This window comes from Thauera sp. K11 (genome assembly GCF_002354895.1).
Classification (GTDB): domain Bacteria; phylum Pseudomonadota; class Gammaproteobacteria; order Burkholderiales; family Rhodocyclaceae; genus Thauera; species Thauera sinica.
The window spans coordinates 118,082-140,963 of sequence record NZ_CP023440.1 but is presented as its reverse complement, the minus strand read 5'-3'; the positions used below and the strand labels follow the sequence as shown (position 1 = coordinate 140,963).

Genomic DNA, 22,882 nt, shown 5'->3' with positions numbered 1-22,882 from the left:
GGGGCCTCTCGCGCGGGGAGCGCAATGACGTCGATGTGTGGGTGGGTAAACGTACAGGAATTCATGCTCGAGCGGACAGCGCGACGGCACGCGTCATCGGGCCTCCCGGGCAACTGAGGCGCCGCTGGTCGCCCGCACTTGCACCTGCGCGGGCGGGCGGCTCACCCGCAGGTAGCGGTCACCGGCGAGCCGTCCCGCCAGACGCACCGACCGCTCATAGCCGCTTGGCCGAGCTACGCAGACCAGCAGCGACCGCATCGAAAACGTCCGGCGGGAAATCCGGTGGCAGTGCCCGGCTCACCGCCTCGAGCACGCGGGGGGTGCGGGACACCAGTTCGTCGATGAGGGGCTCCATGTCGGCACCGAGGCCACACTTGCGGGCCATATCGTTGAAGTGCCGGCGCTGGATGTCGCGCAGCCTGTAGTGGGTGTTCTTGCCGCGCACGGCCATGGCCAGGCGAAGCTTCTCGTAATCGAGTTGATTTGGGCCCGTGCCGGTGACCGGCCAGGCCGACAACACGTCGTAGAGCGGTGTCAGGCGGTAGCGCCCGCCGGGGAGCAGGAAGAGCGAAAAGTTCTTGGCATGGCCGTCGGTCGCCGCGAGCATCCAGAAGAGCAATTGCGCCTTCAGAAGCGTCCGGAGATCGGCCTCGCGCGTTTCCGAATTCTGCAGGATGCGCGCGATGTCCATCAGGCCGGGGCCGCCATCGGCTTCGTACTTTGCCCCGGGGGGGGTGCCGGTGGCTTGGCAGAAGTCCTCCTGGGGCAAGCGCAGCCAATAGTCGCCGGCGCTCGCCAGCCGGCGGTCGAAGCGTTCCACGACCAGGACTTTCTGGTCACCGAAGCGCTCGATCTTGCAAGGCGCAACCGGCAGACCAAAGCCGGCCAGGAGTTGGGCGCAGAGCCACTCGTTTTCGACCGAAGTGCGCATGTCCGCCTGACGGTTGCCGACCAGACCCAGCGGCAACTTGAAGATGTGAGTGGTGGGCGTGGCGCCGCAGGGGCGGCACCATTGACCCGCATGCCAGGTTAGTGCGGTCTTCTCCTGGGCACCCGCAATCGAGATGCGGAACTCGCCTTCCTCCACCGCGGCCAGACCGAGAACGCCGCTCAGGGACACGGTGCCCCTGAGGATCCGTTCCACGCCCGCGTCGTCGAGCGGCTCTACGTCGATGCGAAACACGCTGTCGGGTTCGACGTTATCGGGCAGCAGTTGCACGGCACCCACGCAGTCGCGCCCGATGGCCTGCAGCAGATCGAAGGCTCCGGTGCTTTCCGTGCGAAAGCGCGACTGCAGGCGCGCACGGATGCGGTCGCTGTCGGGCAGAAGGTTGTCGAAGTAGTTGCGGACAACGTCGCCGCGCAGGGGCAGATTGTCCAGCGTGAAGGGCAACGACAGAGACAGGGGGCGCCCTTCGGGCGAGGCGATCCAGGCCGGCTCGTACTGGAACTCGGTCGGTCCCCGCCCCGGCAAACGCCACTGGCCAACCAGCCTGCCGTTGGTCCACGCATTGAGAGCGCGGGTGTGGGCAGGGCGCCCCATCATTACCACTCGCTCTCATTGGTGGGCGGCGTCTTGTCCTGGAGCACAAGTTCCAGGCCGAGCTGGCTCGCCAGGGCGAGGAGACGGTCGAGCGTGAAGCGCTCGGGATGGGCTTCCAGCTCCGAGAGACGGTTCTGACTGATGCCGAGGCTTGCCGCGACGGCTGCCTGGGACAGGCTGAGCGCCTTTCGTCGAGTGACGAGAATCTGGCCGGTCTGCTGGGGGGAGTTGAGCCTGAGCATGGACTTCTAGCGGGAAAGCCGATAAATGCAGATTATCTTAATTAACGATAAATGCGCAATATCGGAAATCGCGATCCCCAAACGCCGACCCTGTGCGTTCAGGACGCCATGCGTCCGGCGGTCGGCGCGTCAAGGGAGCGCCGCTGCGGTCAGCCTGTAGCCCGTTACAGCGAGCGTATAACATCACGACGCGTGATACCGGCGTGCCGCAGCCGTGTATGCATTTCAATGTCTACTTCGATGACGTGACCGGGCAGCGGCTGACGGCGGTTGCCGCGTAGGCGGGAGAGAGCCGCAATGCGCTGATCCGTAAGGCGGTCAGCAAGCTAATGAACGAGTGAATGCCCAGGACGATGAGGCCAATAAGTGGTGTCAACGTCAATTTGAGCTATAGCCCAACCTGACGCGCAAGAATGCCAACGGCTTAGCGCGCGCTATTTTCCGTTTTCCGAGACGCCTCCACCGTTGCCAGCGGCAGGAAGAGCGTGAACGGTGAGTCGGGCAAAGCGATGAAGCCATGATGTCGGTAGAAGGCCGCTGCCGCCTCGTCCTTCGCATCCACCATCAAGGCATAGGCGGCAATCTCGGAACGGACAGCACGGTCAAGCGCAACGGCCAGCAGTGCGCCGCCAAGCCCTTGCCCTTTGAAAGCCTGATCGACGGCCAAGCGGCCCATGCGAACCGCTGGGACGGTCGGATAGCGCGGCAGCTTCTTGCCGACGCTGGCCGGAAGATCGGCCAGCAGCAGGCTTGCCGACGCCAGCGTGTAGTAGCCCGCGATGCGCTGCCCTTCTGCCAACGCCACGAAGCAGGCAGCCACACGGCGGCGAACATCTTGGGTGACTTGTTCCCGCAGGTAGCGCTCAAGCGGTTCTGAACCGCAGTTGAACGCTGCGCGAACATGCGCGGCATCGAGCGGCGTGAGCAGGAACGGTGCGCTGCTCATTCAGCACGCAAGAGCTTGCGGCGACGGGCGAAAGCGCGTTCCAAGGCCGGGGCCGGTTGCGGCGGCGACAGCAACGCTTGTGCAAAGCACTCCTGATCGGCCAGCGACAGGCGGATGACCTCGGCTTGCTCGATGGCGCGTTGCGCGGCGTCCTGGACGGCAGCGACCACGAAATCAGTCATGGTGCGCCCCTGAAGTTCGGCGGCGCGCTTGAGCATCGAATGCAGATCGGTGCTGATCCGGGCTTCGAGGCGGGCGGTAGAAATGGCTGCGGGCATAGTCTTGTCCTCCGGCTGAAATTATACGGCAGATTGCCGTACAGATCCACGCCACTACCATACGATTTTCCCGTTTCGTGAGCTGGCCCCTACGAGTACGACGGCCACGACCGCCGGGTGAAGCTGCGCTACCCGCACCCGAGCACCGTCAATACCTCATCGACCACCGACTACAAGCAGTTCGGCTACAACGCAGTCGGCAGCCTCATCAACCACCGCAAGCGCAGCGGCGAAACCATCACGCTCGCCTACGACAACCTGCACCGCCTGACCAGCCGCAGCTACCCCACGGCCGCTGACAACGTCGCCTTCGCCTACGATCTGCTGGGCCGTCGCACCCAGGCCAAGTACGCCGACAATAGCGACACCGTGGCCTACGTGTGAGATGCGGCCGGGCGCCTGACCAGCACCGCAGCCGGTGGCAAGACGCTCGCCTATCCGTGCGATGCGGTGGCCAATGCAATCGGCTTAACGTGCTTTATTTTCCGTTTTCTGAGACGACCCCTCCTTGAGCCCGTTACGGCGAGCGTATAACATCACAACGTGTGATGCCGGAGTGCTGGAGGCGTGCATGCATTTCAATGTCTATTTCGATGACGTGACCGGGCAGCGGCTGACGGCCGTTGCCGCGCAGGCGGGAGAGAGCCGCAATGCGCTGATCCGCAAGGCGGTCAGCGAATGGCTTGCACGACACGCGCAGGCCCAGTGGCCTGATGCGGTGATGGACTTCCAGGGCATGGCGGACATACCGCCGTTCGAGGCGGGGCGCGACCGGCTGACTCTCCCCGTGGAAGATCCGTTGGCATGAAATATCTGCTGGACACCTGCACGGTGTCCGATTTCGTGAAAGGCCAGCCCGGCGTGCTGGCCCGCATCAAGGCCACCTCGCCGCATCAGATCGTCGTTTCCTCGATCACACGCATGGAGATCGACTATGGGTTGGCGCTCAACAGCGAGCGCGCGAGAAGGTTGGCGCCCATGCTCGATGCCTTCTTTTCCGTGACGCGTACCGTATTCTTCGAGGATGCCGATGCGCAGGCCACAGCGGCCATTCGGGCTGCGCTGAAGAACAAGGGGCAGCCGATTGGCGCCTACGACGTGTTGATCGCGGGCACCGGGGTCGCACGCGGTTTGATCGTGGTGACGTCGAACGTCGGCGAGTTCCATCGTGTGGGGGGCTTACAGGTGGAGAACTGGCGGTAGCCTCTTTTCCTGTTTGGGATGGCTCTTGAAGACTTGAGCGGTCATGCCGGTTTCTCCTGCGCGACAGGATGAATGAGCGTCGCGACCTCGCCGCGCGCGAGGTCGAGCGCCTGATCACTGCCACCGGCGTCAGCCCCACCGAGGCGCGCGAACACTGCCTGATCCTGGTGATGTTTCGCCATGGGCTGCGGGTGTAGAAGGTCTGCGGGCGGAAGCTGCACCCGATCGACGTCGAGAGCCGCGTGCTGCTCTTACCCCGGCTCAAAAAGGGACGGTTGACGACACAGCCAGTGAGGGGTATCACGACCGACGTGAAACCGGTCGCACCGCGACGACATGGAACGGGTGTGTCTTCCTGGAGCGTTCTTCAGGAAGAGATCCCTGAAGGCTGGCATTCTCTTCGCTTAAACCCGTCGATCGTCGCAAAGCCGACATGCAAGTCCAGGACAGGGTCCGCTCACCATGCTCCATGGCCCGTGAGGTGGGGACGCATCGGCCGGGGTGCAGCGCACCGCGCCAGAATGCTTTTCCAGCCATTGCGGGCGGCAATGGCCTCGCCCAGGATGTCCAGATACTCGCCGGTCTCCACCCGGTCGTCGGCCGGCATCGGCCCGCGAGCGTAGTCGGCGAGCAGTTGCTGCCGCGCCCTCAGCCCGCTACCGAGTTCCAGGATACGGCCATAGGTCTCGCAGGCGTAGGCGAAGGTCTCGCGCCTGGCATAATCGATCTCCAGCAGCCATTCCTTCACCCGGGTCTGGCGCAGGCCGATCGATTCACGCTTGCAGTTGTGAAAGACATGCGCGGCCTCGTGGACCAGATAGTCGTCGAAGCGACCCGCCTCCCTGAAGTATTCGCCCGACACGTAGCACGTCGTTTCCTCGCTCAAGCCCACGATCCTCGGCGCATCGTCGGCAAGCAGTGCGGCATCGATGCTCGCGAGATAGAGGTTGGCCAGCTTCCACGCCGTGTTCAGGGAGGACACCCGTTCGAGCACCCCCTCAATGGTCGTCGGCGTCACAAAGACGATCGAGCCACAGAGCACGTCAAGCACGAGCGCCTGCTCATGGCGCGGGAACAGGCCCTGGACCATCGGCGCGAGCTTCGTGCGAACGAACGCCGCGCCGCTCTGCTCGGACGGCACCGTACCGCGCCGGCGGCGTGGGCGGCGGCTGCGCACAGCCTCGATCAGCGCCGCGCGAAGCGCTTTTTCGCCGTATCGGACACGATCGCAAAAGGCCTCCCCGGGCCATGCCGAGTAACGCATCTCGACGTTTCCGCTGCGAAGGTAGCGATCGACCTCCTGTTCCGGGGCTTCGTGCATGGGTTCTACCGAGATGGCGGCGTACGCGGACCGCGGCGCAGTGACAGCCGGGCACAGGCTGATTTGCCCAATCCGACATCACGGAGACGCTGCAGCATGCCGGGTGACGGCGTCCAGCCTCCACCCCGCGCAACGAAGTGCGTTGCGGCGTCGACGACGGACGCACTACGATCGAACGTGCCGCTCAGCGCCGCCAGACCCAGATCAGCACGCGCCCGCTGGTGACGCTCGAATGCGCCCGGGTCGAGGCATCCGGACGCATCGAAGGTGAGGACATGACAGGACATCCAGGCAACATCAATCGGCTGACGGTTCTCAAGCTGGACCAGCATGTCGATCATACGTATCCGCGCACCGGAAAATTGGCGTACCGGGTGGCCGCCAGGATCACGAAGCATGCGCTCAAACAGTGCGCCCGGCAGCCGATACAGCCGATCAGCCTGATCCAGCAGGAACATGCGAGTCGAGAGCGCCATCGGGCAAGAATATCATCCCGGTACAGCGAGCATCAGGCGCAGGCAAGTGCGGGAATCGTGCAAGGGACAAGTGAGCACGCGAAAGCCGTGGACTGGGTCCGGCCATGTCCGGCCGCCCGTCCCCTCGCCGAATCGGTTCGTCGAGCTGCGGCTGCCAAACGATGCCGGCCGCCTGCCATTTCACTGCGCCAGCGGCAGGATGGACGGATGAGCACGCAAACGATCCATAGCGACGCATAGCCGGGGCGAGCGCCATCCGCGGCCCCTTCATCATTGGCCGACCCGGTGGCTGGTCCGTCACGCTCAGGCTCGGCCGGGTGGAAAAGCATCTCGGCACCCGGTGCACCGACAAGCCCAGGACGTGGCGCAGCCTGGATACTGGCATGGCTTACCTGCACAACGAGCTGCACATCGTTCGCGTCGACCTGCTCGACGCCCCGCAAGACAGCGAGGGCGACATGAGCCGCCGGCCGCGCCAGGATGCAGCCCAGCAGATGCAGCGTGTCCACGAAGCCGCTGCGTATGACGCTTGGTTCCGCGCACAGGTCCGGGCGACTATCGATGGTCCTCGCCCGAGCGTGCCCGATGACGCAGCTCGCACCCACTTCGCGCCCCGGAAGACCGCGCTGCGCCAGCGCGGGCCGTGATGCGGCTTGTCCAGCGGCCGACGGCGTTGGCCGACCGCGACGCCATCATGGATGACGTCGCCGGGGACAATCCGGCTGTCGCGGTCGAACTCGATGATGCGTTCGAGGAAAAGGCCGAACTCGCCCGGCAGCGCCCGGCCCTGAACCGGGCGGGGGAGAACGCCTGGCACCTGTGAATTCGCGGTGCGGCCAAACGATTCCATCGTCTGTCGCACCGAAGACGACGGCAACACGGTGGCCATGCGGCGCGTTGTCGATGCGCCGCAGCGGGAATCGTCAGCGCCACAATCGATCGCGGCACCGGGGCGTGGCGGAAGAGGCGGTGACGTCAGACGGACGGACGCTGGCATGACCACCCCGCTCGGCGCGCGTTTCCCGCGCCATGTCGCGGCATTGCAGCGCCCGTTCGTCGTGCGACTCGAGCCGCGGGGAGACCGACGGGCCAAGGCTCGAGGCCTCGTCCGGGACGATCCCGACGACGTCGGTGCCGGCGCTTGAGGTCGCCAAACTGGCGCCCGAGCGACGGTCTCCAATCACGAGAACGTGCCGAAGGGGGTCGCCTGCACGGTGACGCGGGGACTGTCCCGACTGTCCGAAACGGCAATGCTCGCTTCGAAGAGCCTGCGGGACTGGGTGCCCTGCACGGCATCCACCCGGTACTGAATCTCCTTGAGCCGAAGCGTGCGTGGATGCGTTGTCGTCGCGGTGGTCAGCCAAAGCTCGACGCCAGGCGGTTTGTGGGCGAGCAATTCACGGACGTGGCGCTCAATGCCCAGGCGCTGATACTGCTGATTGACGGCCTCCGGCGCATACCTGATCGCGTTCGGGCTTTCGAAGCCCGTGCCTGCGCCTTGGCTATGGGCTCGTTGCCACCCGGGCAGGCCGACTTCCAGACCTGGAAACATCTGCTTTTCGAAGTCCTGGCGGGTGACACCGGGCCGCAGGCGACTCTGAATCACGATGGCCCCAAGTGCATCACGAAACGTGCGTTCAGCAAACTGCATGAGTTCCTCCTTTCGCGTCGGGGCCTTCGGTTCGCCAACCGCGCCGGCGCAGTGGATGATGACGGGTCAGCTAACGCCAGCGCGCGGACCGCGGCAGGGTGTCATAGGCGTCGAAGCCGATTGCATCCATCATCATTATGGAATGCGGTGTGGCGCTCTGCTTCAAGCCGAAGGTTCTGCAGCACCTTGCCACCCTGTACAGGTGACAAAGACGCCTCGCCGGTGACAGTGGCCGTACCGCGACTCGGGGCCCATGACCCCGATCGCACCACGAACGCCTGATGCCGGCCCACGCTCTTGACTCGGCGGTGGTGGGGCAAACCTGTGCGCGATCCGATCAATGCGGGGCACGGCGCAGCGCTTGGGTAGAATCCGGTCATGCTCAAATCGGAACTGCACGATCGCCTTGCCGAGCGCTTCCCCCAACTGACCGGGAAGAAGGCCTTCGAGGCGTCGGTATTCTGCTCGATGCCCTGCAGACGGCGCTGGCCGCCGGCGGCAGGGTCGAGATTCGGGGATTCGGGGATTCGGGGATTCGGGGATTCGGGGATTCGGGGATTCGGGGATTCGGCAGCTTCAGTGTCAGTCGCGGGCCCGCCAGATCGGGGCGCAATCCCAGAACGGGAGCAGCGGCGTCGGTCCCGGCGAAATGGCGGCCACACTTCAAGCCGGACAAGGCATTGCGGGAAGGCGTTGAACGCCGTGTCCCGACCACACGTCACCAGGGTTGCGCCGGACGACACCGTGGACGCCCGTCGAGCGCGTTTCGCGGCGTCCGCGAGCTTCGCGGCATCCAAGGTACTCCTCGGCCTCGGCCTCGGGATCGCCTGGCGGCTCACCGCCGCCGACTGCGCGGAAGGATGAGATGAGCCCGACCACGAGGCCCGTGAACGCCGGGGAAACCTCAGTGCCTGCCGGGAGCCGACCCACGGCCGACTACGCGGACCTGGCCCGGCAACTCGAAGCGACAGGCGATTTCAAGGTACTGCGACGCTTCGAGCCCGCTCCGTGCTACGCCCCGCTCGAGGGCGTGGATCCGCAACAGTTGCGCGTCGCGATGGTGGTGGACACGGAGACCACGGGTCTGAGCAAGGACGACGACCGGATCATCGACCTCGGGTATGTGCTGGCCGAGTTCCATCCCCGAACCGGCCTCGTGCATCGCGTTCTGGAGCGTTACAGCGGCTTTGAGGATCCGGGCCGGCCGATTCCGGCGAACATCACCGAACTCACCGGGATTCGCGATGCGGACGTCGCCGGGCAGGTGTTCGATGCGGTGCGTGTCGAGGCGGCGATCGCACGCGCCCACCTGGTGATCGCCCACAATGCGCCGTTCGACCGGGGGTTTCTGGAAGCGCGGTTCCCCTCATTCATGAACAAGTGGTGGGCGTGCTCACAGCGTGAAGCACCCTGGCAGGCCATGATGACCGGTTCGACGAAACTCGAATGGCTCGCCTACCGGCTCGGCAGCGTGTTCTATGGCGCGCACCGGGCGCTCGTGGACGCGGAAGTGCTGCTGTATCTGCTGACCCGATCGGGGCCCGAGGCGCGCACGATCCTCTCGCACATCCTCGAGCGCAGCGGCCGCCGGACCTACTGCGTGTGGGCCGAGCACGCACCCTTCGAGATGAAGGATCGGCTGAAGATGGACAAGGGGTATTCCTGGAGTGACGGCACCAGTCCGCAAAAGCCCATCAAGGCCTGGTACAAGGCGGGCGTGGAGGATCTGGCGGGCGAACTGGCCATGCTGGGCCGCGACATCTATCCGCGCGCCGCACAGGTGACGGTCGACACGGTCACCGGCCGCGAGCGCTACACGGACCGCTACCTGTCGCGCGAGAAAATGCCGGTCGGCCCCGCCGCCTGAGCCTTCAACCGCAGCTGCGCTTGAGCTCGGTGGCGTCGGTCACGAACGGATTGCCCCGGCCCTGCCAGCGCACGATCCGCCGGTTGCGCTCGCGCTCCCAGTCATCAATGGGATAGCGCCTGGCCCAGGCGCACATCAGCTTCCTGTCCTGATCGCTGAGGTGCAGACCGTATGTCTTGTACATGTAGAGCGTGATCCGCGCAGCCCGGCCCCGGACACCTTCTCGCGGCTGGACCCGCTTCAGCTTGAAGTCGACCACCGTGGGACAGGCGCCGTACATCGGCGCCGGGTCTCGTTCCCACATGCTGTACGCAAAGTTGCTGCGGTCGGCGTTTACTTCGCCCACGGCGGGCACCAGGTTGTTGAGGTCGCCCTCGGCGACCTGGAACACCGGATCCATTTCGGTGCAGCGCTGCCGTCCGCCGTCCTGCCAGCACTGCCGCTGGTGTCCGATCGTCCAGGCCGGCACCACATGTTCCCACTCGATGCGACTGGCCCGCGTCAGGTTCCTGCGGGGAACGTAGCCACAGCTCGCAAAATCGACGGCCGTCCCCACGTAGCTACAGCCGCAGTAGAAATCCTGCTCCATCCCCGCGAAGACGTACGGAAGCACCTTCTTGGCGTTGGCGAAGCTGCGGTGGCCGACCGTCGTTTTGCCGGTGACGAGATCGAAGGGTACGTCGGCCGTCGGCGCCGGCAGCGGGGACGGTCTCGATGACCTCTGATCGACAACGGGGTCGTGGATGAAGGCCGCATTGCAGCCGGCCAGCATGAGGCTGACCAACAAGAGGATGGCGCGCATGAACACGAATCGGCCTGCCGGTTGTACCGACAGGTCGTGGGGATGAGGAACTTGGTAGGGGAAGGATTGCGACGGGCGGCCAAGGCCCGTCACGGGTGATTGGTCACGGCAGCCGGCCGAACCCGAGCGGCACCTTGGGCTTGCTGTCCTGTTTCGGCGGCTTGCCCAGCGTCCGCAGTGACTGCACGATCGTGCTCGCCTTCGCGTCACTGGCAAGTGCAATGTTCAGCAGGATCTGGATCGGTTCGGGAATCTCCCTACCACCTTCGGACTCGTAGCGGCTACCGGCGCTTTGGGTGGCACCGAACAGTCCCCAGAAATCGGCCTGAACCAGGCCCAGTGCCTTGCGACGTGCCTTCACTTCGGCACCGGTGTAGACATGCAGCTTCATCGTCTCCCCGGAAAATGGAAAACGCATATCCTACAGCACTCGGTTCCATCGCCGCAGCCCATCGGCGCCTACCACCTTCACGCACGGGGCCTCCCGAGTCCGACAGTTACGCCGAAATCAATTTCTGCTGATCGGCCTTATGTGGAGCTCCACATAAGGCCGAGGTGCCGCCTGTTGTCGGTGGCATGAGGCTGAATCTCGGCCACTGCCGCCGTTCGATTCTGCTCGGCTATATGCGAAGAGGATGGCCGCTTACCCGAACTTCCGATTCCCGCTAACGACCCTGAGCTGCCTGATGATGTTTGCAAGGTCGAAGTCGGCTTTCTGACCTTCAAGCTGCCAGTCGTTTCTCCAAGCTGACCGAGTCGTCCTCGGCCTATGCGGACGCCCATCTGCCCCAGGCTGGGCGACCGCAATGCAAAGTACACCGGCCGCATGAAGCACAACACTGACGAGCGGCAGACACCTAATCGCAAGACCGTTCCTCGAAGCCACTTGGCGTGGAACCATATTTGACTCGACATCATGCGTTCATTCGGTGCGTGCGGAGGCGAAGGCAGCAAAGAAAGTAGGCCCACGATTAACCGGTGGCTTTGAGGCTCGTTACCCTTCCAGTCTTTCGCGCGGCGGCCAAACCTCGGCAGATCGAGGTAACCACAAGAGGCTTAGCGTGGCATCGTACTGTGCCGCGTGTATCTTCATCTCACGCAGCGGAATATGAGGGTCGGCGTGTGGAAACCAGACGGTTGCAGGGATCTTGGTGCCGTGCCGATCATGCAGAATTTCTGGATTTGCTGCCAGCGAGCCTTCTGGTAGAGGAATGACGTTGCCGCGGGTACGGAAGAACGCGCCGGCGCGTGCCGCGGGCTCGCTCGACCAAGCCCAATTGATGAACCCGTCGTTGGACATCACCAGAACGGCTTTCTCATCGGTGTACTGCAACCACTTGAGGACCGCCGCCGTCAACGACACACCGTAACGCTCCGCGCATGCGCCGAGGATGTCCATGTCGACGTCCGTGGTGACCTGCTTGCGGTAGTCGTCCAGAGGCATCAGCAGGTACGAGGCAAATAAGTCAGCCTGGGCCTCGATGTCGCGCTCGTCCTGGGACCAGTTCAGCATGTCGGCATCACTGCACTGGAAGGACTCTCGCTGCATCCGATGCAGGATGTAGTGTCCCAATTCGTGTGCCTGCGTGAAACGCATCCGCCCTGGCGAGGTCACCGCATCGTTGTAGAGGAGCAGCCACTCCTTTCGGCTTTCTCCCGCGAACAAGGCTCCGTCGAAGCCCTTGATGGCCGCGGCCTGGACCTTCGTGATCGGATCTGGCCACTTGAATATATGGGCGCATTCCAGCGCAAGCTGCGGCACGTCCACCGGAAACCGGTCAATCCCATGCGCCACGCTGACGGCCTCGACCACCTTGACGAGGCGGTTGGCTGCGCGCTGAGGCGTCCAGCCGCCGTCTGTCATGAAGTCTTCTTAAAGGTTTCGAGGATCTTGCGAAGCTGCTCCTTGGCTTCAGGCTCCAGCTTCTGGTAGCCGCGAAAGAACGCTTCGTCCAAATGCCGCTCTTCCGGGGCGCGTACATCTTCCTCGATGAAATACGACGCCGCCACGCCTAGCGCGTCAGCGAGCGCGGTGAGCTTCTCTGCCGACGGCCGCTGGGACTCCCGATTCTCAAGTTCCCAGAGATAGCTCTTGCTCAAGCCAGCGGCGTCGGCCAGCTTTTCGAGGGTCAGGTTGCGCGCCTTTCGCAGTTCGCGCAGTTTCTCTCCGAGACGGGTCGCCATGGTCTCGTCTCCTGTTCAGTCATGCGTTGCAAGCCTGAAGATTACCACGATACCGAACTTTTTGTTTGACAACCGAGAAAGACGGTGTAACATCTGCCTCGAGTTCGCTATTCCGAACTTATTGTTAGGCCTCCAAGAACGACGATCACGGGGGACCTGATCGCGCAGCCCCCGTCAACGACCCAAGGAGCATGTCCGCATGTCCAGAACCCACGTCGATCACCGCGACCTCGTTCGCTTTGCTGAAGAGCGGGTCAATCTGCCCAAGGAAAAGGCCGATGAGTTCCGGGCGCAGGCGCGCCGGCTGCGCGAGAAGTTGGAGACCTACCTGACGGACCATCCGGACTTCGCGCTGAAGAAGATGCAGCTCTCGGGCAGCCTGGCCAAGGGCACCGCGCTGCGCTCGCTGAACGACATCGACATGGCCGTCTACGTCAGCGGTTCCGATGCACCGCACGACGTGAAGGCCCTGCTGGACTACCTTGCCGAGAGGCTGCGCAAGGCATTCCCCAACTTCAGCCCCGAACAGGTGCAGCCCCAGACCTACTCGATCACCGTGAACTTCCGCGGGACCGGTTTGAATGTGGATATCGTGCCCGTGCTGTACGCAGGCCTGCCCGACTGGCGAGGCAACCTCGTCAGCCAGGACGATGGGTCGTTCCTGGAAACCAGCATTCCGCTGCACCTGGAGTTCGCACGCAAGCGTAAGCAGGCTCAGCCCACGCACTTCGCGCAGATCGTGCGCTTGGTCAAATTCTGGGCGCGCCGCATGAAGCAGGAGCACGATGGGTTCCGCTTCAAGTCGTTCATGATCGAGATGATCCTGGCAAAGCTCGCCGACGACGGAACCGATCTATCGGACTATCCCGAGGCGCTGCAGGCGTTCTTCACGTACGTCGCCAACAGCAATCTGAGCGAGCGCATCGTGTTCGAGGACCACTACAAGGCATCGGAGGTTGCTCCCTGCGCGGACCGGGTGCAGATCATTGATCCGATCAACGTCACCAACAATGTTGCGCGGCTGTACACCGACCAGAACGCTGGTGCGATCGTGGAGGCAGCCCTGGACGCGGGCGATGCCATCGATGCCGCCTTGAGGGCGCCGACCAAAGAGCTGACCGTGCGTTACTGGCAGAAAGTCTTCGGCTCCGCTTTCCAAGGGTGAACAACTTGAGCTACGCCTACACCATCACCGAGACCAAGACGTTCACCTTGACGCATGCCAGGCATTTGGCCGCGAAGGTGGCGGCGGATCTGAAGCGGATGCAGCGCTTCTACCATGCCCCAGACGATGCCCACATCGAGCGGCTCGAAGGCGAGATCACAGAGCTCTTGCGCCAGGGGTACCTCGGCACGGTTACCTATGGATTCAAGCGCAACGGTGACTGGATCGAGCCTACCCTGCGATACACGGCCAGGGAACTGGCCGGTGACAGCATGGATGACGATCCAGGGCGCGTGCGTCCCGCCGCTAACGTGACGGGAGCGTCGTTCTACAGCTATCTCACCTACAGCTCTGCTTGGTATGCACTCCCGTCGGCGCAGCGTGAGGCCATCGAACGGCAGTTGCCTGTCCAGCGTACGGGGGCTCCCGAGCCCTCGGTCAGCGGAGGCTACTTCGCCGACGACAAGACGTATTCATCCGGGGGACGCGCCTTGGGCCGCGCCAGTGTCAGGAGCTATTGATGACCACCACCAACACGCCGGGGCTATTCGAACGCCCGATCACCCTGCCCGATACGGATGCCCAAGGCCGTCTGGCCCGACTGGTCGGAATGGACGACAAGATCCGGCGCCTGAGCAACATTCTCGCTGTCCTAATCAACCCGGCTGGACTCCAGAAATGGCTAGACCAGCACCACGCCCATGCGCCGGGGCTGCTCGATGCTGTGCTGCGCCGGCCCCCACTGGTGGTGCTCTCGGGTGACGTCGGCTCCGGGAAAACCGAACTCGCAGAAACCATCGGGGACATGGTGGCACGGCAAGAAGGGATCGACATCACACTGCTGCCGCTCAGCCTCTCGTCTCGTGGGCAGGGCCGTGTCGGTGAGATGACGCAGTTAGTCTCCGCAGCGTTCGACCACGCCTTCCATGAGGCCAGCAAGTTCAAGTCCTCGAGTAGCAGCCGCGCGCGCGGCGGCGTGATCCTGCTGGTTGATGAAGCCGACGCGCTGGCTCAGTCCCGGGAGGCCGATCAGATGCATCACGAAGACCGCGCCGGAGTGAATGCATTTATCCGAGGGATCGATCGCTTGGCAAGCGGAGATTTGCCAGCCGCCGTGCTGATGTGCACCAATCGCCTCAACGCGCTGGATCCGGCTGTGCGCCGGCGCGCAGCCGACATCCTGGTCTTTGATCGTCCTGACGAAGTACAGCGACTTGAGCTCCTTCACCGGCGTCTAGGCGACGCCGGTTTCAGTAAGGCCGATCTGCAGGCCTTGGTGGCCGCTACCGGCGAGCAGGCCAAACGCCCCTACGGCTTCACCTACTCGGACCTCACGCAGCGCCTGCTGCCCGCAATCGTGCTGGACGCCTACCCTCAGGGGCCCATCAAGCCGTCTCGTGCGATCGAACTGGCCCGCGCGATGGTGCCGACTCCGCCGTTCAAAGACTCCACCGCAAGGGGGTATTAAATGCCTCAGTGGTCGCTCTCCCAGCTTCTTTCGTCCTTGCATGAAGACATCCAACAGCGCCTTTCTACTGTTCGGAAGTCGTTTGGCCATCCAGGAACGAAAGGCGACGCAAGTGAAAACGTCTGGATCAGCATGCTAGACACGTACTTGCCGAAGCGTTATCAGGCCGCCAAGGCGCATGTGGTGGACAGCCTTGGGAATTTCAGCCAGCAGATCGATGTGGTGATCTTCGATCGGCAGTACTCTCCGTTCATCTTCACTTACGAGAACGAGACCATCATCCCGGCCGAGAGCGTATACGCCGTGTTCGAGGCCAAGCAGACGGCAGACGCCAGTTTGGTGACTTATGCACAGCAGAAGATTGCTAGCGTCCGCAGCTTGCATCGGACCAGCTTGCCAATTCCTCATGCGGGTGGGACTTACCCTCCCAAGCCTCTCATTCCCATTTTGGGCGGATTACTTACCTTTGAGAGTGAATGGAGCCCTGCGCTGGGGAAATCCTTCGACCGAGCGCTGACCGCCGACCTAGGAGAGGGGCGGCTGGACATCGGGTGCGTAGCTGCTCACGGCCATTTCTTTTTTGACCATGCTGCGGGTAGCTACAGCTTCATCAACGAGAACAAACCAGCGACGGCCTTTCTTTTCAAGTTGATTTCCCAACTTCAGTTCAGTGGGACAGTTCCCATGATCGATGTAGAGGCGTATGGGCAGTGGCTCACGCGATAGTGCGTCTGCTAATCAAGTCGCACGGTCTTCCGGAGACGCAATCGGACAAAGCCTGGCAGCCGCGATCTAGTCGCTCGTCTGTAACCGTCTATACCTGTTCGATCGGATCGAGTCGTTCCGAGACTTCATCCAGTCCGCGTGTCAGCTAAGGGTATAGGGGCGACACCACTGTCAAGCGACTGGAGGCCTTCCGGTCATTCAAACTGAGCACCGAGGGGCGGGTGTGGACGGCACTGCTGCCGCCCGGGCCGTGCTTTCTGAGCGACAGCAAAGGCCGACGACCAGCAGTTCGTGGCCGTTTCCCCAATGGCAGCTCCACTCAGAAACGTGTCGTCCAGGTCGAACTCGGGGGCTCTGGATGAATGCAAACAGGGTTATCGCCGCGCAGTCAGCGCCGCCGGCGCATTCGCCGCATTCGCCATCGGCATTGATGGCGTCGCGTCCGCCCGGGTCACGTCTACCGTGACAAACCGGGCTTCCAGCCAATCGGCCCACTTTGCCGCCTTCTTCATCAGGTCAGTGCGATACACGGCGTTGAATCGAGGTGTACGGGAGTGGTAGTTCGCGGCGCGCGTCCAGAGGTCGCCCTGGTCGTTCCGAAGGTGCTTTCGCAACCGCCAGGCGGCCAGCTCGAACGCGTAGCAGCCTGCGGCCGCAACGTCCTCCGCCGCGATGCCGTAGCGCGCCAGCTCGCGTAGGTACGCCGTATTGAACTGCATCGCACCAACATCATGGGTGCCATTCGTGTTGCGGACCCACTGGCCCGGCTTGCCGCCCTCCTTCTCGGCAACAGCCAGCACGATGTTGGCCGGCACGGCGTACTTCACCGCCGAAGAAATCGAACACAGGATCCTTTCCTGCTCCAGCGGCGGCATATCGGCAACGAAGGGAAGCATGTCTAGCGATCTCCCCACCCCTCGCTGCGGCGCGCTGCTTCCCGGCGCGCGTTGTATTCCGCAAGGGCTCGCTCGTAGTCTTGGGCTTCGACCCAATAGCCCCCGCTCTCGGGCGTCGCCACGTACCGGGGTCGCGTCTGGCTGAAGTCGGTGTAGGCGTGCCCGGTGTACGCCGCGCAGTACTCCGGGAGTCTGTCGCTGATCGAGATCTCTCCGCCGTCGTCGCCGCTCCACCGTTGCAGCGTTCGATTGAGCGAGGCCGCATCACACCGACCGGCACCGCGCGAGACGGCACGAATCAGGGCCGACATCTGCGGCGTCTGATGGGCGACCGGACATTGCTCGAGGAAATTCTGCCGGGCCTCGAGCGTGTCGGAGAGTTTCCGCTTGATGATGCCGAAGTAGCGACTCAGTGATGGCGTGCACTCGCCCGGCCGTTGACCTGTTGAGAGGCACAGGATCGCCTCGCAAGCCAGGCGGGTGTCTCCGGCGAGCGCCTCTGCCTCTTGTGCACCGGCCGGGTGGATCGCTACGCCGAGGACCATCGCCGCGACGGCGATGCCCAGGAGGTGCCTTTTCATGGTGCGTTTCTCCTCGCTGATTTGCGCTGCTTGCCAGTAGCGTGAGCGTCGCCCGCCTTGCCCTTCACCGGGCGTGCCAGCCTTGCCGTGACGAGTCCGCGCTGTTCCTGCTCATGCGGATCGGGTGTCGCGATTGACGAACGCCGCGACTTCCGCTTCCACGTCGATGCCGCTGGTGTCTGCGCCCGCGAGGGTGTTGCCCTCGAACGTCGGCGCCGCGCCATGCGCGCCTTCGGGCGCAGCCGCACCTTTGATGGCGGCCGCGATCCTGCCGCCTGGTGTTTCGGCGATGCGGTCCAGTGCAGCCTCTGTGGTTCCGGCCAGCGCGTCTTTGGCGACCTGCGCGGTGCCTTTGGCCAGGTTCGCGGCGGTATCCGCGGCGATCAATCCGGCTTTCGCGACCGAGGCCATCAGCCCACCCGAGTCCGGTTGCGAACGACCCTCGGTATTCCGCGTACTGCTCGCGCCAACGCGGTCCCTAGATGCGCTTGTCTTGCCTGACTGGTCGTTCCTCGCCTGCTGTCTGCCCCTGACGTTCCCACCCTGCCCTGCCGAATCAATCGGAGTGCTGTTGGGATATGAAATGCCAGCGGCCTCGGCGTACGACATGTGATTTTTGGCACGCTCGCCCGTGTCTCCCCCGTCGTACCCACCACCCCACAGGCTGGTGAGCACGTCGGCGCCGGACTGCACGTTTTCGTTGCCCTTCGCGATCGCCGCCCTTATGGCTTGCGCACCGCCGGCAGCGTTCGCAGCACTCGCAGCCAGCATCGCGCTGCCCGTCGCCGCTGCAGCCGCTGCCATCCCGGCAGCCCCCACCGCCGCGCCTGCGCCGAAACTGCCGATGCCGGCGTGGCTGATGCTGGCGCCGGTGATGATGCCGGAGACCAGGCTTGGGAGCTTATTGACCAACAGGAGCAAGATGATGGAGACAATCAGCATGACCCCCAGCTCCTTAATCGTTATGCCTTCGCTCATTCGCGCGTAGTAGTCGTCGAGAAAGGTCTTTCCGATACCGACGATGAGCACCATGACAAGGAGTTGGGCAGCGACGCTCAGCACAGTCTTGTAGTAGCTGATCGCCATGTCCGACGTCCAGCGCGACCCGCCGAACCCTAAGAAGAACACGCCGGCATACGCGAGAACCCACCCGGACGCGAGCAGTACCAGCATGTTGACGCCCACCAGCGCCAAGACCACCAGGATGATCGCCGCAATGATGATTCCCGCCGCACTATTTACAGGTGACCACATCGACGACTGGTCGATTACCTTATTGAAAATGGCAAAGCCCACGTCTACTACCCCGGAAGGCGAAAGTCTTGTACCGAGGCCGGTCGCATTGCCTCCGATCTGTCGCAAGCTATCCATAATCGATTTGGCGAAGTTCGGGCCATTCATCAGGAGCCACCAGAAGAAGCCGGTGAATATTGTGAACCTCACGAACTCAGCAAAGAACTCACCCAGGTCCGCCCTACGCAAGGCCATCATCCCGAACGTCCAAACCATAGAGATGGCGACCAGCAGCCAGAAGAGCCAGGATGCAGAACTGATGATGGTGTCCGCCCAGCCGCTTGCTGCGGTCTGATAGCGCGTCAGGACGCTATCAAGTACGTCCGCGTTGTCGATGGCGGCATGTGCGTTCGGGACGAGAAGCGCCAGCCAGACGGCCGACAGTAACCGCAGCGCTCTACAAATGATTGGCAGCTTCACGGTCTGTCCCTCAGTAGTTCTTTCCGGAACTGGCCTTGAAGCCGCCACGACGTGCGCAGGTATCGGCAAACGTCTGCCGCACCTTCTCGTCCTGGATCTGCTTGATGTTCTCCGGTCTGCAGTTCTCGTCGCTTACTACAGGCACCTCCCTACCCTTTGTTTCCTGTGGGGTCTGCGGCGAGCAGCCGGACAACAGTGCAATCGTGAAAGCAGCCGCTGTCAAATTCACGTACTGATTCATTTGTCCCACTCCCTCTACCAGGTCTGCCCAGAACTGGGCCGATATGTGCCACGTCGAAATTGCTCATCCGCTGCGATAATCTGCGCCTCTCTGTCGGCCTCCGCCTGCATACGGGCCGCCACCGCGTTCTGCTGGGCGATCAGCAGCGCACGAATCTGCAGGAGCTGGTTGGCCTGCTGGCTCGCAAGCTGATTCGCATAGCCCAGGGCCTGCATCTGGCCGCCCGCCCCCTGGGCGCCCGACTGAAGCTGCTCCAGCGTGCGGGCATCGGCCCTCAGCGCATCCTGCTGCCGGTCCAGTCCCCGGAACAGCGCATCGTTGGCCTTCTTCTGCGACTCGGCCGCCAGGCGCCGGTTTTCCTGCATGGCCGCCCGCTCGGCCTCGCTGCAGCCGGCCGGCGAGAAGCACGGCGAGCCGCGGTAATAGGCGACGTCCTGGAATTTCCCGAGATACGCATCGACGCTGCCGAGCTGCGACTTGTAGTAGTTCAGCGTGTCGACCGCGCCCATCAGCCCGTTGATGGTCGCCTGCGCGCGGTCCCAGATGTAGGCCGCCGGCGCCACCGTGTTCTGCAACTGATTCTCGTACTGCTGGAGCTGGGTCTGGTACTGCTCGATCTGCTTGAGCGTCTGGGCCACGCTCTCGATGGCGGTCATGACCGTCTGCGACAGGTTCGCCCCGTCGATGACCGGGATCCCGCCGGCATGCGCCGTGACGGGGCCGGCAGCCAGCGCCACAACGAGAGCGGCGCGCGCGACTCGGCATTGCATCTTCATGAGGGCTCCTCCTTCGGGTCAGTAATCGAATGACTGGTACGGCTTCGAGAACGTCATGTCCTTCGTCACGATCACGTTGAAGCGGTAGCCGGGACGGATCGCGAGCGTCGGTGAGATGTTCAGGTTCTTCGCGATCATCTGCGCCGTGACCTGGCCGAGCTGCTGACCCAGCGCTTCGCTCAGGGCGTCGCCGGCACGCTGTGTGTCGCGATGGTCTGTGCGCCCGCCCCGGTCCTGGCTCAGGGCGATGCCAGCCGTCACCGCCGACATCAGGAAGGCGGAGGCGAAGGTGCGCACGTAGTGGTTGTTCACCTGATCGTTGAAGCCGGCGTACCCGGCGCTGTCAGCGCCGGGCATCGCCCCGATGTCCATCGCCTTGCCGTCCGGAAACACGATGCGCTGCCAGGCCACCAGCACGCGCGCCTGCCCGTAGGCGACCTCGCTCGAGTAGGCGCCGATGAGGCGCGCGCCTTGCGGGATCAGCAGATGCCGGCCGGTCGGCGTGTCATACACGGGCTGCGCGACCTGCGCCATGATCTGGCCCGGCAGATCGGAGTTGATCCCCGAAATGAGCGTCGCAGGCACGACGAACCCGGCTCGCAGTTCGAACGGCGTGCGCGGCGCCTCGGGCTGGGCGTCCATCGCCCAGCGGTCGCCCGCTCCTGCCTGGCCGAACGAGGCCAGGGCGTGACGTCCGCCACCGGCCCCCTGAAGCAGGGAGGGTGCGCCACCCCCACTCGTGGCCGGGGTGCCGGCGCCGGTGTTGAGCTGGCTGCGGATCTGCGCCAGGCGCGCCTGATAGGCTGCGGTGGGATCGTCGCCGCGGGCGCCCTCGGCCTGTTGGCGCAGCGCCGCGAGCCGCGCCCGTACGTCCTCGCGCGAAGACGACGAACGGGCAACACCGGTCGGCGCGGAAGCGGCACTGCGCGGGGCGCCGACGGGCACACCGGTTGGGGCCCTGGCCGCTTCCTCGAGGCGCTGGAGCTTGGCCATACGGATGCGCTCGGCTTCCTCATCGCGCGCGGGCTGCACCGGTCCGCTGCGATCGGGCGGCCGGGGCGGCGCGTCCAGATCGTCCGGGCGGGCGATCAGGATCGGCTCCGAGACCGAGCCCCGGGCGGGCGCCGTGTCCAGCGCGGGCGGGATCAGTCGAGGGGCGGGGGGAATGATCCCGCCAGTCTGCTCGCCCGCGATCTCCCGGGCGAACATCGCGGTGCTGCCCGCTTTCCCGGCCGGTTCGCCGGCGGGCGTGTGCTGCCGGGCCGCCCGATCGGCCGCCACCATCATCATGATCACCAGGAAGGCGATCATGACGCCCCCCATCAGATACATCGGCAGATTGTTGACCCGGCGCACGCCCGAGCGCGTCGTGAGCGTCCCGGGCGAGGCTTCGGGGGCCATGGGATCATCGGTGTCGCGCATCGGATTCACTCCCTGCGCACCCAGGCGCCAGCCGGTCTCGCCGTGCCGCCCTGCACCAGGTAGGCCCGCGTGATCGACTGCTCGCCTACCGAGAGGGTCAGCCGATAGAGGTCCGTGCCCGCGTCGTGATCCAGCACGTAACGCAGCGTCAGCGCTTCCGACGTCAAGCCGGCTGCCGGATCGACCGGCGCCGTGCCCAGCGCGGGGCTCCCCGCGGCCGCCTCCTGAACGGCATAGCCCGCGGCGCGCAACTGCCCGACGAGCGCAGCGCCAAACGTGTCCGCCGCGGGCTGCGTCAGCGCGAACCGGGTCCGGGCCGGCGGCCACAGCGCTGCCAGTTGCCGGGTCGCCTGCGCGGCGAGCGCGGGCTGATCGAGTGCGGCCGAGGTCGCGACGAAGTTGCCGTACGGCCTGCCCGTGGCGCAACCGCCCAGCACCCACACCGCGAGCACGAGGCCGGTCAGGGGGAGACGTCGTGTCATGGTCATTTCCCCGTCCGGGTGAGGGTCACCCGGTCCTGGCCACCGCCCACCCCTGCGATCAGGATGGCCTTGTCGAAGACGGTGTCGACGATGTAACGCCCGCCCTGGACGCGATAGTTCACCAGCACCGTTTCATCCTCAGTAAAGAGCCCGCCATCCTTGCGCACGACCAGCAGGGTCGGCGCCTCGGTGTGCGCCATCGACGCGGGCATCTCGATGATGGTCTTGCGACCGTCGTTATAGACGCGCACCGGTTTCCAGCGCGCGGCGCCCGCCACCTCGTAGTCGAAGGACAGATTCCCGAGGTATTCGCCGGTGTGCGGCAGCGTCTGGGCGTCACGCTCGCGCGCCTCTCGGCTGCGGATCGCCTCCCATTTGGCGTGCGCCTCCTCAGGGTAGGTGAACGCGACCTGCGGCATGTACTCGGTGCGGTGCGAGCGCAGCTTCAGGTGATAGGTGCGCCGGTTGGTGGTAACGACGAGGCTCGTCATCAGGCCCACATCCATCGGCTTCACGATCAGGTGCTGGGTCTCGGTCGCGCCACTGCCGGTGATCGCGGGCTCGACGGTCCAGCGCGCGGTGTCGCCCAGATGAATCGAATTGACCTGCTCGCCCGCTTGCAGGGCGATATCGCAGACCTGCAGCACCGCACACACGATGCTGGGCTGCTGCGCCCCAAAGAGAAAGCGCACCGCTCCGTCCGGGCCCGCCACCGGCTTCACACCCGACGCCGCACTGCCGCCCCACCGCTTGGCGATACGCAGCGCCTCGCGCTCGGGCGCGGTCAGTTCCGGGTTCTTCCCGGAGAAGTACTTGTCGGCCAGCTCGTCGCCGGGCGCCGCCACCACGGGCGCACCCACCATCGCGCCGAGGATCACCGCACACAGGTGCTTTTGCAT

Annotated in this window: 32 protein-coding genes and 1 pseudogene; 14 read left to right on the top strand and 19 right to left on the bottom strand. The window is 64.3% G+C overall.

The window, feature by feature from the left end; all coding sequences use genetic code 11:
* Window positions 1-214 precede the first annotated feature (214 nt).
* From CCZ27_RS23175 to CCZ27_RS23160, 4 genes are all read right to left on the bottom strand, one after another.
* Window positions 215-1,543: a type II toxin-antitoxin system HipA family toxin gene (locus CCZ27_RS23175; RefSeq protein WP_096453142.1), complete on the bottom strand. Its 1,329-nt coding sequence runs from the start codon at window positions 1,541-1,543 to the stop codon at window positions 215-217.
* A 2-nt stretch (window positions 1,544-1,545) separates the two neighbouring features.
* Window positions 1,546-1,785 carry a helix-turn-helix domain-containing protein gene (locus CCZ27_RS23170; RefSeq protein ID WP_096453140.1) on the bottom strand — a complete coding sequence of 80 codons (240 nt, stop codon included), beginning with the start codon at window positions 1,783-1,785 and terminating at the stop codon, window positions 1,546-1,548.
* A 424-nt stretch (window positions 1,786-2,209) separates the two neighbouring features.
* Complete coding sequence (locus CCZ27_RS23165) at window positions 2,210-2,731, bottom strand: GNAT family N-acetyltransferase (protein ID WP_096453138.1); 522 nt, start codon at window positions 2,729-2,731, stop codon at window positions 2,210-2,212.
* Window positions 2,728-3,009: a type II toxin-antitoxin system TacA family antitoxin gene (locus CCZ27_RS23160; protein WP_096453136.1), complete on the bottom strand. Its 282-nt coding sequence runs from the start codon at window positions 3,007-3,009 to the stop codon at window positions 2,728-2,730. The genes CCZ27_RS23165 and CCZ27_RS23160 overlap by 4 nt, the downstream gene beginning before the upstream one ends.
* 117 nt (window positions 3,010-3,126) lie before the next feature.
* Between CCZ27_RS23160 and CCZ27_RS23155 the strand changes: the two genes are divergently transcribed.
* The 4 genes from CCZ27_RS23155 to CCZ27_RS24600 all read left to right on the top strand — a co-directional run bounded on the left by CCZ27_RS23155 (window position 3,127) and on the right by CCZ27_RS24600 (window position 4,409).
* Window positions 3,127-3,393 carry an RHS repeat domain-containing protein gene (locus CCZ27_RS23155; protein ID WP_096453134.1) on the top strand — a complete coding sequence of 89 codons (267 nt, stop codon included), beginning with the start codon at window positions 3,127-3,129 and terminating at the stop codon, window positions 3,391-3,393.
* A gap of 187 nt (window positions 3,394-3,580) precedes the next feature.
* On the top strand, window positions 3,581-3,817 hold the full coding sequence (locus CCZ27_RS23150; protein ID WP_096453132.1) for a YlcI/YnfO family protein: 237 nt from the start codon (window positions 3,581-3,583) through the stop codon (window positions 3,815-3,817).
* The gene (locus CCZ27_RS23145; RefSeq protein ID WP_096453130.1) at window positions 3,814-4,212 is read left to right on the top strand and encodes a type II toxin-antitoxin system VapC family toxin; all 399 of its coding nucleotides are present in this window, start codon (window positions 3,814-3,816) and stop codon (window positions 4,210-4,212) included. Before CCZ27_RS23150 ends, CCZ27_RS23145 begins: the two co-directional genes overlap by 4 nt.
* A 68-nt stretch (window positions 4,213-4,280) precedes the next feature.
* Window positions 4,281-4,409: a site-specific integrase gene (locus tag CCZ27_RS24600; protein ID WP_255424921.1), complete on the top strand. Its 129-nt coding sequence runs from the start codon at window positions 4,281-4,283 to the stop codon at window positions 4,407-4,409.
* A 260-nt stretch (window positions 4,410-4,669) separates the two neighbouring features.
* Here CCZ27_RS24600 and CCZ27_RS23140 read toward each other — a convergent pair whose 3' ends face one another.
* Window positions 4,670-5,533, bottom strand: a complete 864-nt coding sequence (locus CCZ27_RS23140) for a hypothetical protein (protein WP_096453128.1) — start codon at window positions 5,531-5,533, stop codon at window positions 4,670-4,672.
* 5 nt (window positions 5,534-5,538) lie between these two features.
* Window positions 5,539-6,009: a hypothetical protein gene (locus CCZ27_RS23870; protein ID WP_157748707.1), complete on the bottom strand. Its 471-nt coding sequence runs from the start codon at window positions 6,007-6,009 to the stop codon at window positions 5,539-5,541.
* A gap of 383 nt (window positions 6,010-6,392) precedes the next feature.
* Between CCZ27_RS23870 and CCZ27_RS23135 the strand changes: the two genes are divergently transcribed.
* The 3 genes from CCZ27_RS23135 to CCZ27_RS23860 all read left to right on the top strand — a co-directional run bounded on the left by CCZ27_RS23135 (window position 6,393) and on the right by CCZ27_RS23860 (window position 7,154).
* Window positions 6,393-6,656, top strand: coding sequence for an antitoxin PaaA2 family protein (locus CCZ27_RS23135; RefSeq protein WP_096453126.1), 264 nt, complete (start codon window positions 6,393-6,395; stop codon window positions 6,654-6,656).
* 26 nt (window positions 6,657-6,682) lie between these two features.
* Entirely contained in the window at window positions 6,683-6,832 is a 150-nt protein-coding gene (locus CCZ27_RS24490) for a hypothetical protein (protein ID WP_157748706.1), read from the top strand.
* Between the two features lie 172 nt (window positions 6,833-7,004).
* The gene (locus CCZ27_RS23860) at window positions 7,005-7,154 is read left to right on the top strand and encodes a hypothetical protein (RefSeq protein ID WP_157748705.1); all 150 of its coding nucleotides are present in this window, start codon (window positions 7,005-7,007) and stop codon (window positions 7,152-7,154) included.
* A gap of 35 nt (window positions 7,155-7,189) precedes the next feature.
* Here the strand turns inward: CCZ27_RS23860 and CCZ27_RS23130 are convergent, their stop codons facing one another.
* Complete coding sequence (locus CCZ27_RS23130; RefSeq protein WP_153167885.1) at window positions 7,190-7,660, bottom strand: polymorphic toxin type 4 domain-containing protein; 471 nt, start codon at window positions 7,658-7,660, stop codon at window positions 7,190-7,192.
* Window positions 7,661-7,941: 281 nt separating this feature from the next.
* Here CCZ27_RS23130 and CCZ27_RS24485 point away from each other — a divergent pair.
* The 3 genes and pseudogenes from CCZ27_RS24485 to CCZ27_RS23120 form a co-directional block, all read left to right on the top strand.
* Window positions 7,942-8,295, top strand: a pseudogene (locus CCZ27_RS24485) (HU family DNA-binding protein); the annotation flags it as partial.
* Window positions 8,296-8,362: 67 nt separating this feature from the next.
* Entirely contained in the window at window positions 8,363-8,524 is a 162-nt protein-coding gene (locus CCZ27_RS24480; protein WP_228111459.1) for a hypothetical protein, read from the top strand.
* 1 nt (window position 8,525) lies between these two features.
* On the top strand, window positions 8,526-9,527 hold the full coding sequence (locus CCZ27_RS23120; protein ID WP_096453120.1) for a 3'-5' exonuclease: 1,002 nt from the start codon (window positions 8,526-8,528) through the stop codon (window positions 9,525-9,527).
* A gap of 4 nt (window positions 9,528-9,531) precedes the next feature.
* Here CCZ27_RS23120 and CCZ27_RS23115 read toward each other — a convergent pair whose 3' ends face one another.
* From CCZ27_RS23115 to CCZ27_RS23100, 4 genes are all read right to left on the bottom strand, one after another.
* Window positions 9,532-10,329: an endonuclease gene (locus tag CCZ27_RS23115; RefSeq protein WP_096453118.1), complete on the bottom strand. Its 798-nt coding sequence runs from the start codon at window positions 10,327-10,329 to the stop codon at window positions 9,532-9,534.
* Between the two features lie 103 nt (window positions 10,330-10,432).
* A complete protein-coding gene (locus CCZ27_RS23110) occupies window positions 10,433-10,720 on the bottom strand; it encodes a helix-turn-helix domain-containing protein (protein WP_096453116.1) in 288 nt (95 codons plus the stop codon).
* Window positions 10,721-11,323: 603 nt separating this feature from the next.
* The gene (locus tag CCZ27_RS23105; protein WP_096453114.1) at window positions 11,324-12,193 is read right to left on the bottom strand and encodes an ImmA/IrrE family metallo-endopeptidase; all 870 of its coding nucleotides are present in this window, start codon (window positions 12,191-12,193) and stop codon (window positions 11,324-11,326) included.
* The gene (locus CCZ27_RS23100; RefSeq protein ID WP_096453112.1) at window positions 12,190-12,513 is read right to left on the bottom strand and encodes a helix-turn-helix domain-containing protein; all 324 of its coding nucleotides are present in this window, start codon (window positions 12,511-12,513) and stop codon (window positions 12,190-12,192) included. Before CCZ27_RS23100 ends, CCZ27_RS23105 begins: the two co-directional genes overlap by 4 nt.
* Before the next feature lie 199 nt (window positions 12,514-12,712).
* Between CCZ27_RS23100 and CCZ27_RS23095 the strand changes: the two genes are divergently transcribed.
* The 4 genes from CCZ27_RS23095 to nucC are packed head-to-tail and all read left to right on the top strand — an operon-like array spanning window position 12,713 to window position 15,872.
* Complete coding sequence (locus CCZ27_RS23095; protein ID WP_096453110.1) at window positions 12,713-13,678, top strand: CBASS oligonucleotide cyclase; 966 nt, start codon at window positions 12,713-12,715, stop codon at window positions 13,676-13,678.
* A 5-nt stretch (window positions 13,679-13,683) separates the two neighbouring features.
* Complete coding sequence (locus tag CCZ27_RS23090) at window positions 13,684-14,199, top strand: HORMA-1 domain-containing protein (RefSeq protein WP_096453154.1); 516 nt, start codon at window positions 13,684-13,686, stop codon at window positions 14,197-14,199.
* Window positions 14,199-15,146, top strand: coding sequence for an AAA family ATPase (locus tag CCZ27_RS23085; protein WP_096453108.1), 948 nt, complete (start codon window positions 14,199-14,201; stop codon window positions 15,144-15,146). Before CCZ27_RS23090 ends, CCZ27_RS23085 begins: the two co-directional genes overlap by 1 nt.
* The gene (gene nucC / locus CCZ27_RS23080; protein ID WP_096453106.1) at window positions 15,147-15,872 is read left to right on the top strand and encodes a CBASS effector endonuclease NucC; all 726 of its coding nucleotides are present in this window, start codon (window positions 15,147-15,149) and stop codon (window positions 15,870-15,872) included.
* A 374-nt stretch (window positions 15,873-16,246) separates the two neighbouring features.
* Here nucC and CCZ27_RS23075 read toward each other — a convergent pair whose 3' ends face one another.
* The 8 genes from CCZ27_RS23075 to trbG form a co-directional block, all read right to left on the bottom strand.
* Complete coding sequence (locus tag CCZ27_RS23075; RefSeq protein ID WP_096453104.1) at window positions 16,247-16,768, bottom strand: transglycosylase SLT domain-containing protein; 522 nt, start codon at window positions 16,766-16,768, stop codon at window positions 16,247-16,249.
* A 2-nt stretch (window positions 16,769-16,770) separates the two neighbouring features.
* On the bottom strand, window positions 16,771-17,349 hold the full coding sequence (locus tag CCZ27_RS23070; protein WP_096453102.1) for a TrbM/KikA/MpfK family conjugal transfer protein: 579 nt from the start codon (window positions 17,347-17,349) through the stop codon (window positions 16,771-16,773).
* A 111-nt stretch (window positions 17,350-17,460) separates the two neighbouring features.
* A complete protein-coding gene (gene trbL / locus CCZ27_RS23065) occupies window positions 17,461-19,062 on the bottom strand; it encodes a P-type conjugative transfer protein TrbL (protein ID WP_096453100.1) in 1,602 nt (533 codons plus the stop codon).
* A gap of 10 nt (window positions 19,063-19,072) precedes the next feature.
* Complete coding sequence (gene trbK, locus CCZ27_RS23060; protein ID WP_096453098.1) at window positions 19,073-19,303, bottom strand: entry exclusion lipoprotein TrbK; 231 nt, start codon at window positions 19,301-19,303, stop codon at window positions 19,073-19,075.
* Window positions 19,304-19,317: 14 nt separating this feature from the next.
* Window positions 19,318-20,079, bottom strand: a complete 762-nt coding sequence (gene trbJ / locus CCZ27_RS23055; RefSeq protein ID WP_096453096.1) for a P-type conjugative transfer protein TrbJ — start codon at window positions 20,077-20,079, stop codon at window positions 19,318-19,320.
* 18 nt (window positions 20,080-20,097) lie between these two features.
* Window positions 20,098-21,501 carry a TrbI/VirB10 family protein gene (locus CCZ27_RS23050; protein ID WP_096453094.1) on the bottom strand — a complete coding sequence of 468 codons (1,404 nt, stop codon included), beginning with the start codon at window positions 21,499-21,501 and terminating at the stop codon, window positions 20,098-20,100.
* Between the two features lie 5 nt (window positions 21,502-21,506).
* Window positions 21,507-21,983 (bottom strand): conjugal transfer lipoprotein TrbH, encoded by a 477-nt coding sequence (locus CCZ27_RS23045; RefSeq protein WP_096453092.1) that lies wholly within the window; start codon window positions 21,981-21,983, stop codon window positions 21,507-21,509.
* A gap of 2 nt (window positions 21,984-21,985) precedes the next feature.
* Window positions 21,986-22,882 (bottom strand): P-type conjugative transfer protein TrbG, encoded by an 897-nt coding sequence (trbG, locus tag CCZ27_RS23040; RefSeq protein WP_096453090.1) that lies wholly within the window; start codon window positions 22,880-22,882, stop codon window positions 21,986-21,988.

Bases quoted from the DNA above. Each gene is read 5' to 3' on its own strand.
- CCZ27_RS23140 (WP_096453128.1), bottom strand. From the start codon at position 5,533: ATGCACGAAGCCCCGGAACAGGAGGTCGATCGCTACCTTCGCAGCGGA.
- CCZ27_RS23135 (WP_096453126.1), top strand. From the start codon at position 6,393: ATGGCTTACCTGCACAACGAGCTGCACATCGTTCGCGTCGACCTGCTC.
- CCZ27_RS23070 (WP_096453102.1), bottom strand. From the start codon at position 17,349: ATGAAAAGGCACCTCCTGGGCATCGCCGTCGCGGCGATGGTCCTCGGC.
- trbJ (WP_096453096.1), bottom strand. From the start codon at position 20,079: ATGAAGATGCAATGCCGAGTCGCGCGCGCCGCTCTCGTTGTGGCGCTG.
- CCZ27_RS23085 (WP_096453108.1), top strand. From the start codon at position 14,199: ATGACCACCACCAACACGCCGGGGCTATTCGAACGCCCGATCACCCTG.
- CCZ27_RS23870 (WP_157748707.1), bottom strand. From the start codon at position 6,009: ATGGCGCTCTCGACTCGCATGTTCCTGCTGGATCAGGCTGATCGGCTG.
- CCZ27_RS23160 (WP_096453136.1), bottom strand. From the start codon at position 3,009: ATGCCCGCAGCCATTTCTACCGCCCGCCTCGAAGCCCGGATCAGCACC.
- CCZ27_RS23095 (WP_096453110.1), top strand. From the start codon at position 12,713: ATGTCCAGAACCCACGTCGATCACCGCGACCTCGTTCGCTTTGCTGAA.
- CCZ27_RS23860 (WP_157748705.1), top strand. From the start codon at position 7,005: ATGACCACCCCGCTCGGCGCGCGTTTCCCGCGCCATGTCGCGGCATTG.
- CCZ27_RS23100 (WP_096453112.1), bottom strand. From the start codon at position 12,513: ATGGCGACCCGTCTCGGAGAGAAACTGCGCGAACTGCGAAAGGCGCGC.
- CCZ27_RS24600 (WP_255424921.1), top strand. From the start codon at position 4,281: ATGAATGAGCGTCGCGACCTCGCCGCGCGCGAGGTCGAGCGCCTGATC.
- CCZ27_RS23075 (WP_096453104.1), bottom strand. From the start codon at position 16,768: ATGCTTCCCTTCGTTGCCGATATGCCGCCGCTGGAGCAGGAAAGGATC.
- trbK (WP_096453098.1), bottom strand. From the start codon at position 19,303: ATGAATCAGTACGTGAATTTGACAGCGGCTGCTTTCACGATTGCACTG.
- CCZ27_RS23105 (WP_096453114.1), bottom strand. From the start codon at position 12,193: ATGACAGACGGCGGCTGGACGCCTCAGCGCGCAGCCAACCGCCTCGTC.
- CCZ27_RS23130 (WP_153167885.1), bottom strand. From the start codon at position 7,660: ATGCAGTTTGCTGAACGCACGTTTCGTGATGCACTTGGGGCCATCGTG.
- CCZ27_RS23120 (WP_096453120.1), top strand. From the start codon at position 8,526: ATGAGCCCGACCACGAGGCCCGTGAACGCCGGGGAAACCTCAGTGCCT.
- CCZ27_RS23045 (WP_096453092.1), bottom strand. From the start codon at position 21,983: ATGACACGACGTCTCCCCCTGACCGGCCTCGTGCTCGCGGTGTGGGTG.
- CCZ27_RS23165 (WP_096453138.1), bottom strand. From the start codon at position 2,731: ATGAGCAGCGCACCGTTCCTGCTCACGCCGCTCGATGCCGCGCATGTT.
- CCZ27_RS23170 (WP_096453140.1), bottom strand. From the start codon at position 1,785: ATGCTCAGGCTCAACTCCCCCCAGCAGACCGGCCAGATTCTCGTCACT.
- trbG (WP_096453090.1), bottom strand. From the start codon at position 22,882: ATGCAAAAGCACCTGTGTGCGGTGATCCTCGGCGCGATGGTGGGTGCG.
- CCZ27_RS23175 (WP_096453142.1), bottom strand. From the start codon at position 1,543: ATGGGGCGCCCTGCCCACACCCGCGCTCTCAATGCGTGGACCAACGGC.
- CCZ27_RS23145 (WP_096453130.1), top strand. From the start codon at position 3,814: ATGAAATATCTGCTGGACACCTGCACGGTGTCCGATTTCGTGAAAGGC.
- CCZ27_RS23110 (WP_096453116.1), bottom strand. From the start codon at position 10,720: ATGAAGCTGCATGTCTACACCGGTGCCGAAGTGAAGGCACGTCGCAAG.
- CCZ27_RS23050 (WP_096453094.1), bottom strand. From the start codon at position 21,501: ATGCGCGACACCGATGATCCCATGGCCCCCGAAGCCTCGCCCGGGACG.
- CCZ27_RS23115 (WP_096453118.1), bottom strand. From the start codon at position 10,329: ATGCGCGCCATCCTCTTGTTGGTCAGCCTCATGCTGGCCGGCTGCAAT.
- CCZ27_RS23150 (WP_096453132.1), top strand. From the start codon at position 3,581: ATGCATTTCAATGTCTATTTCGATGACGTGACCGGGCAGCGGCTGACG.
- nucC (WP_096453106.1), top strand. From the start codon at position 15,147: ATGCCTCAGTGGTCGCTCTCCCAGCTTCTTTCGTCCTTGCATGAAGAC.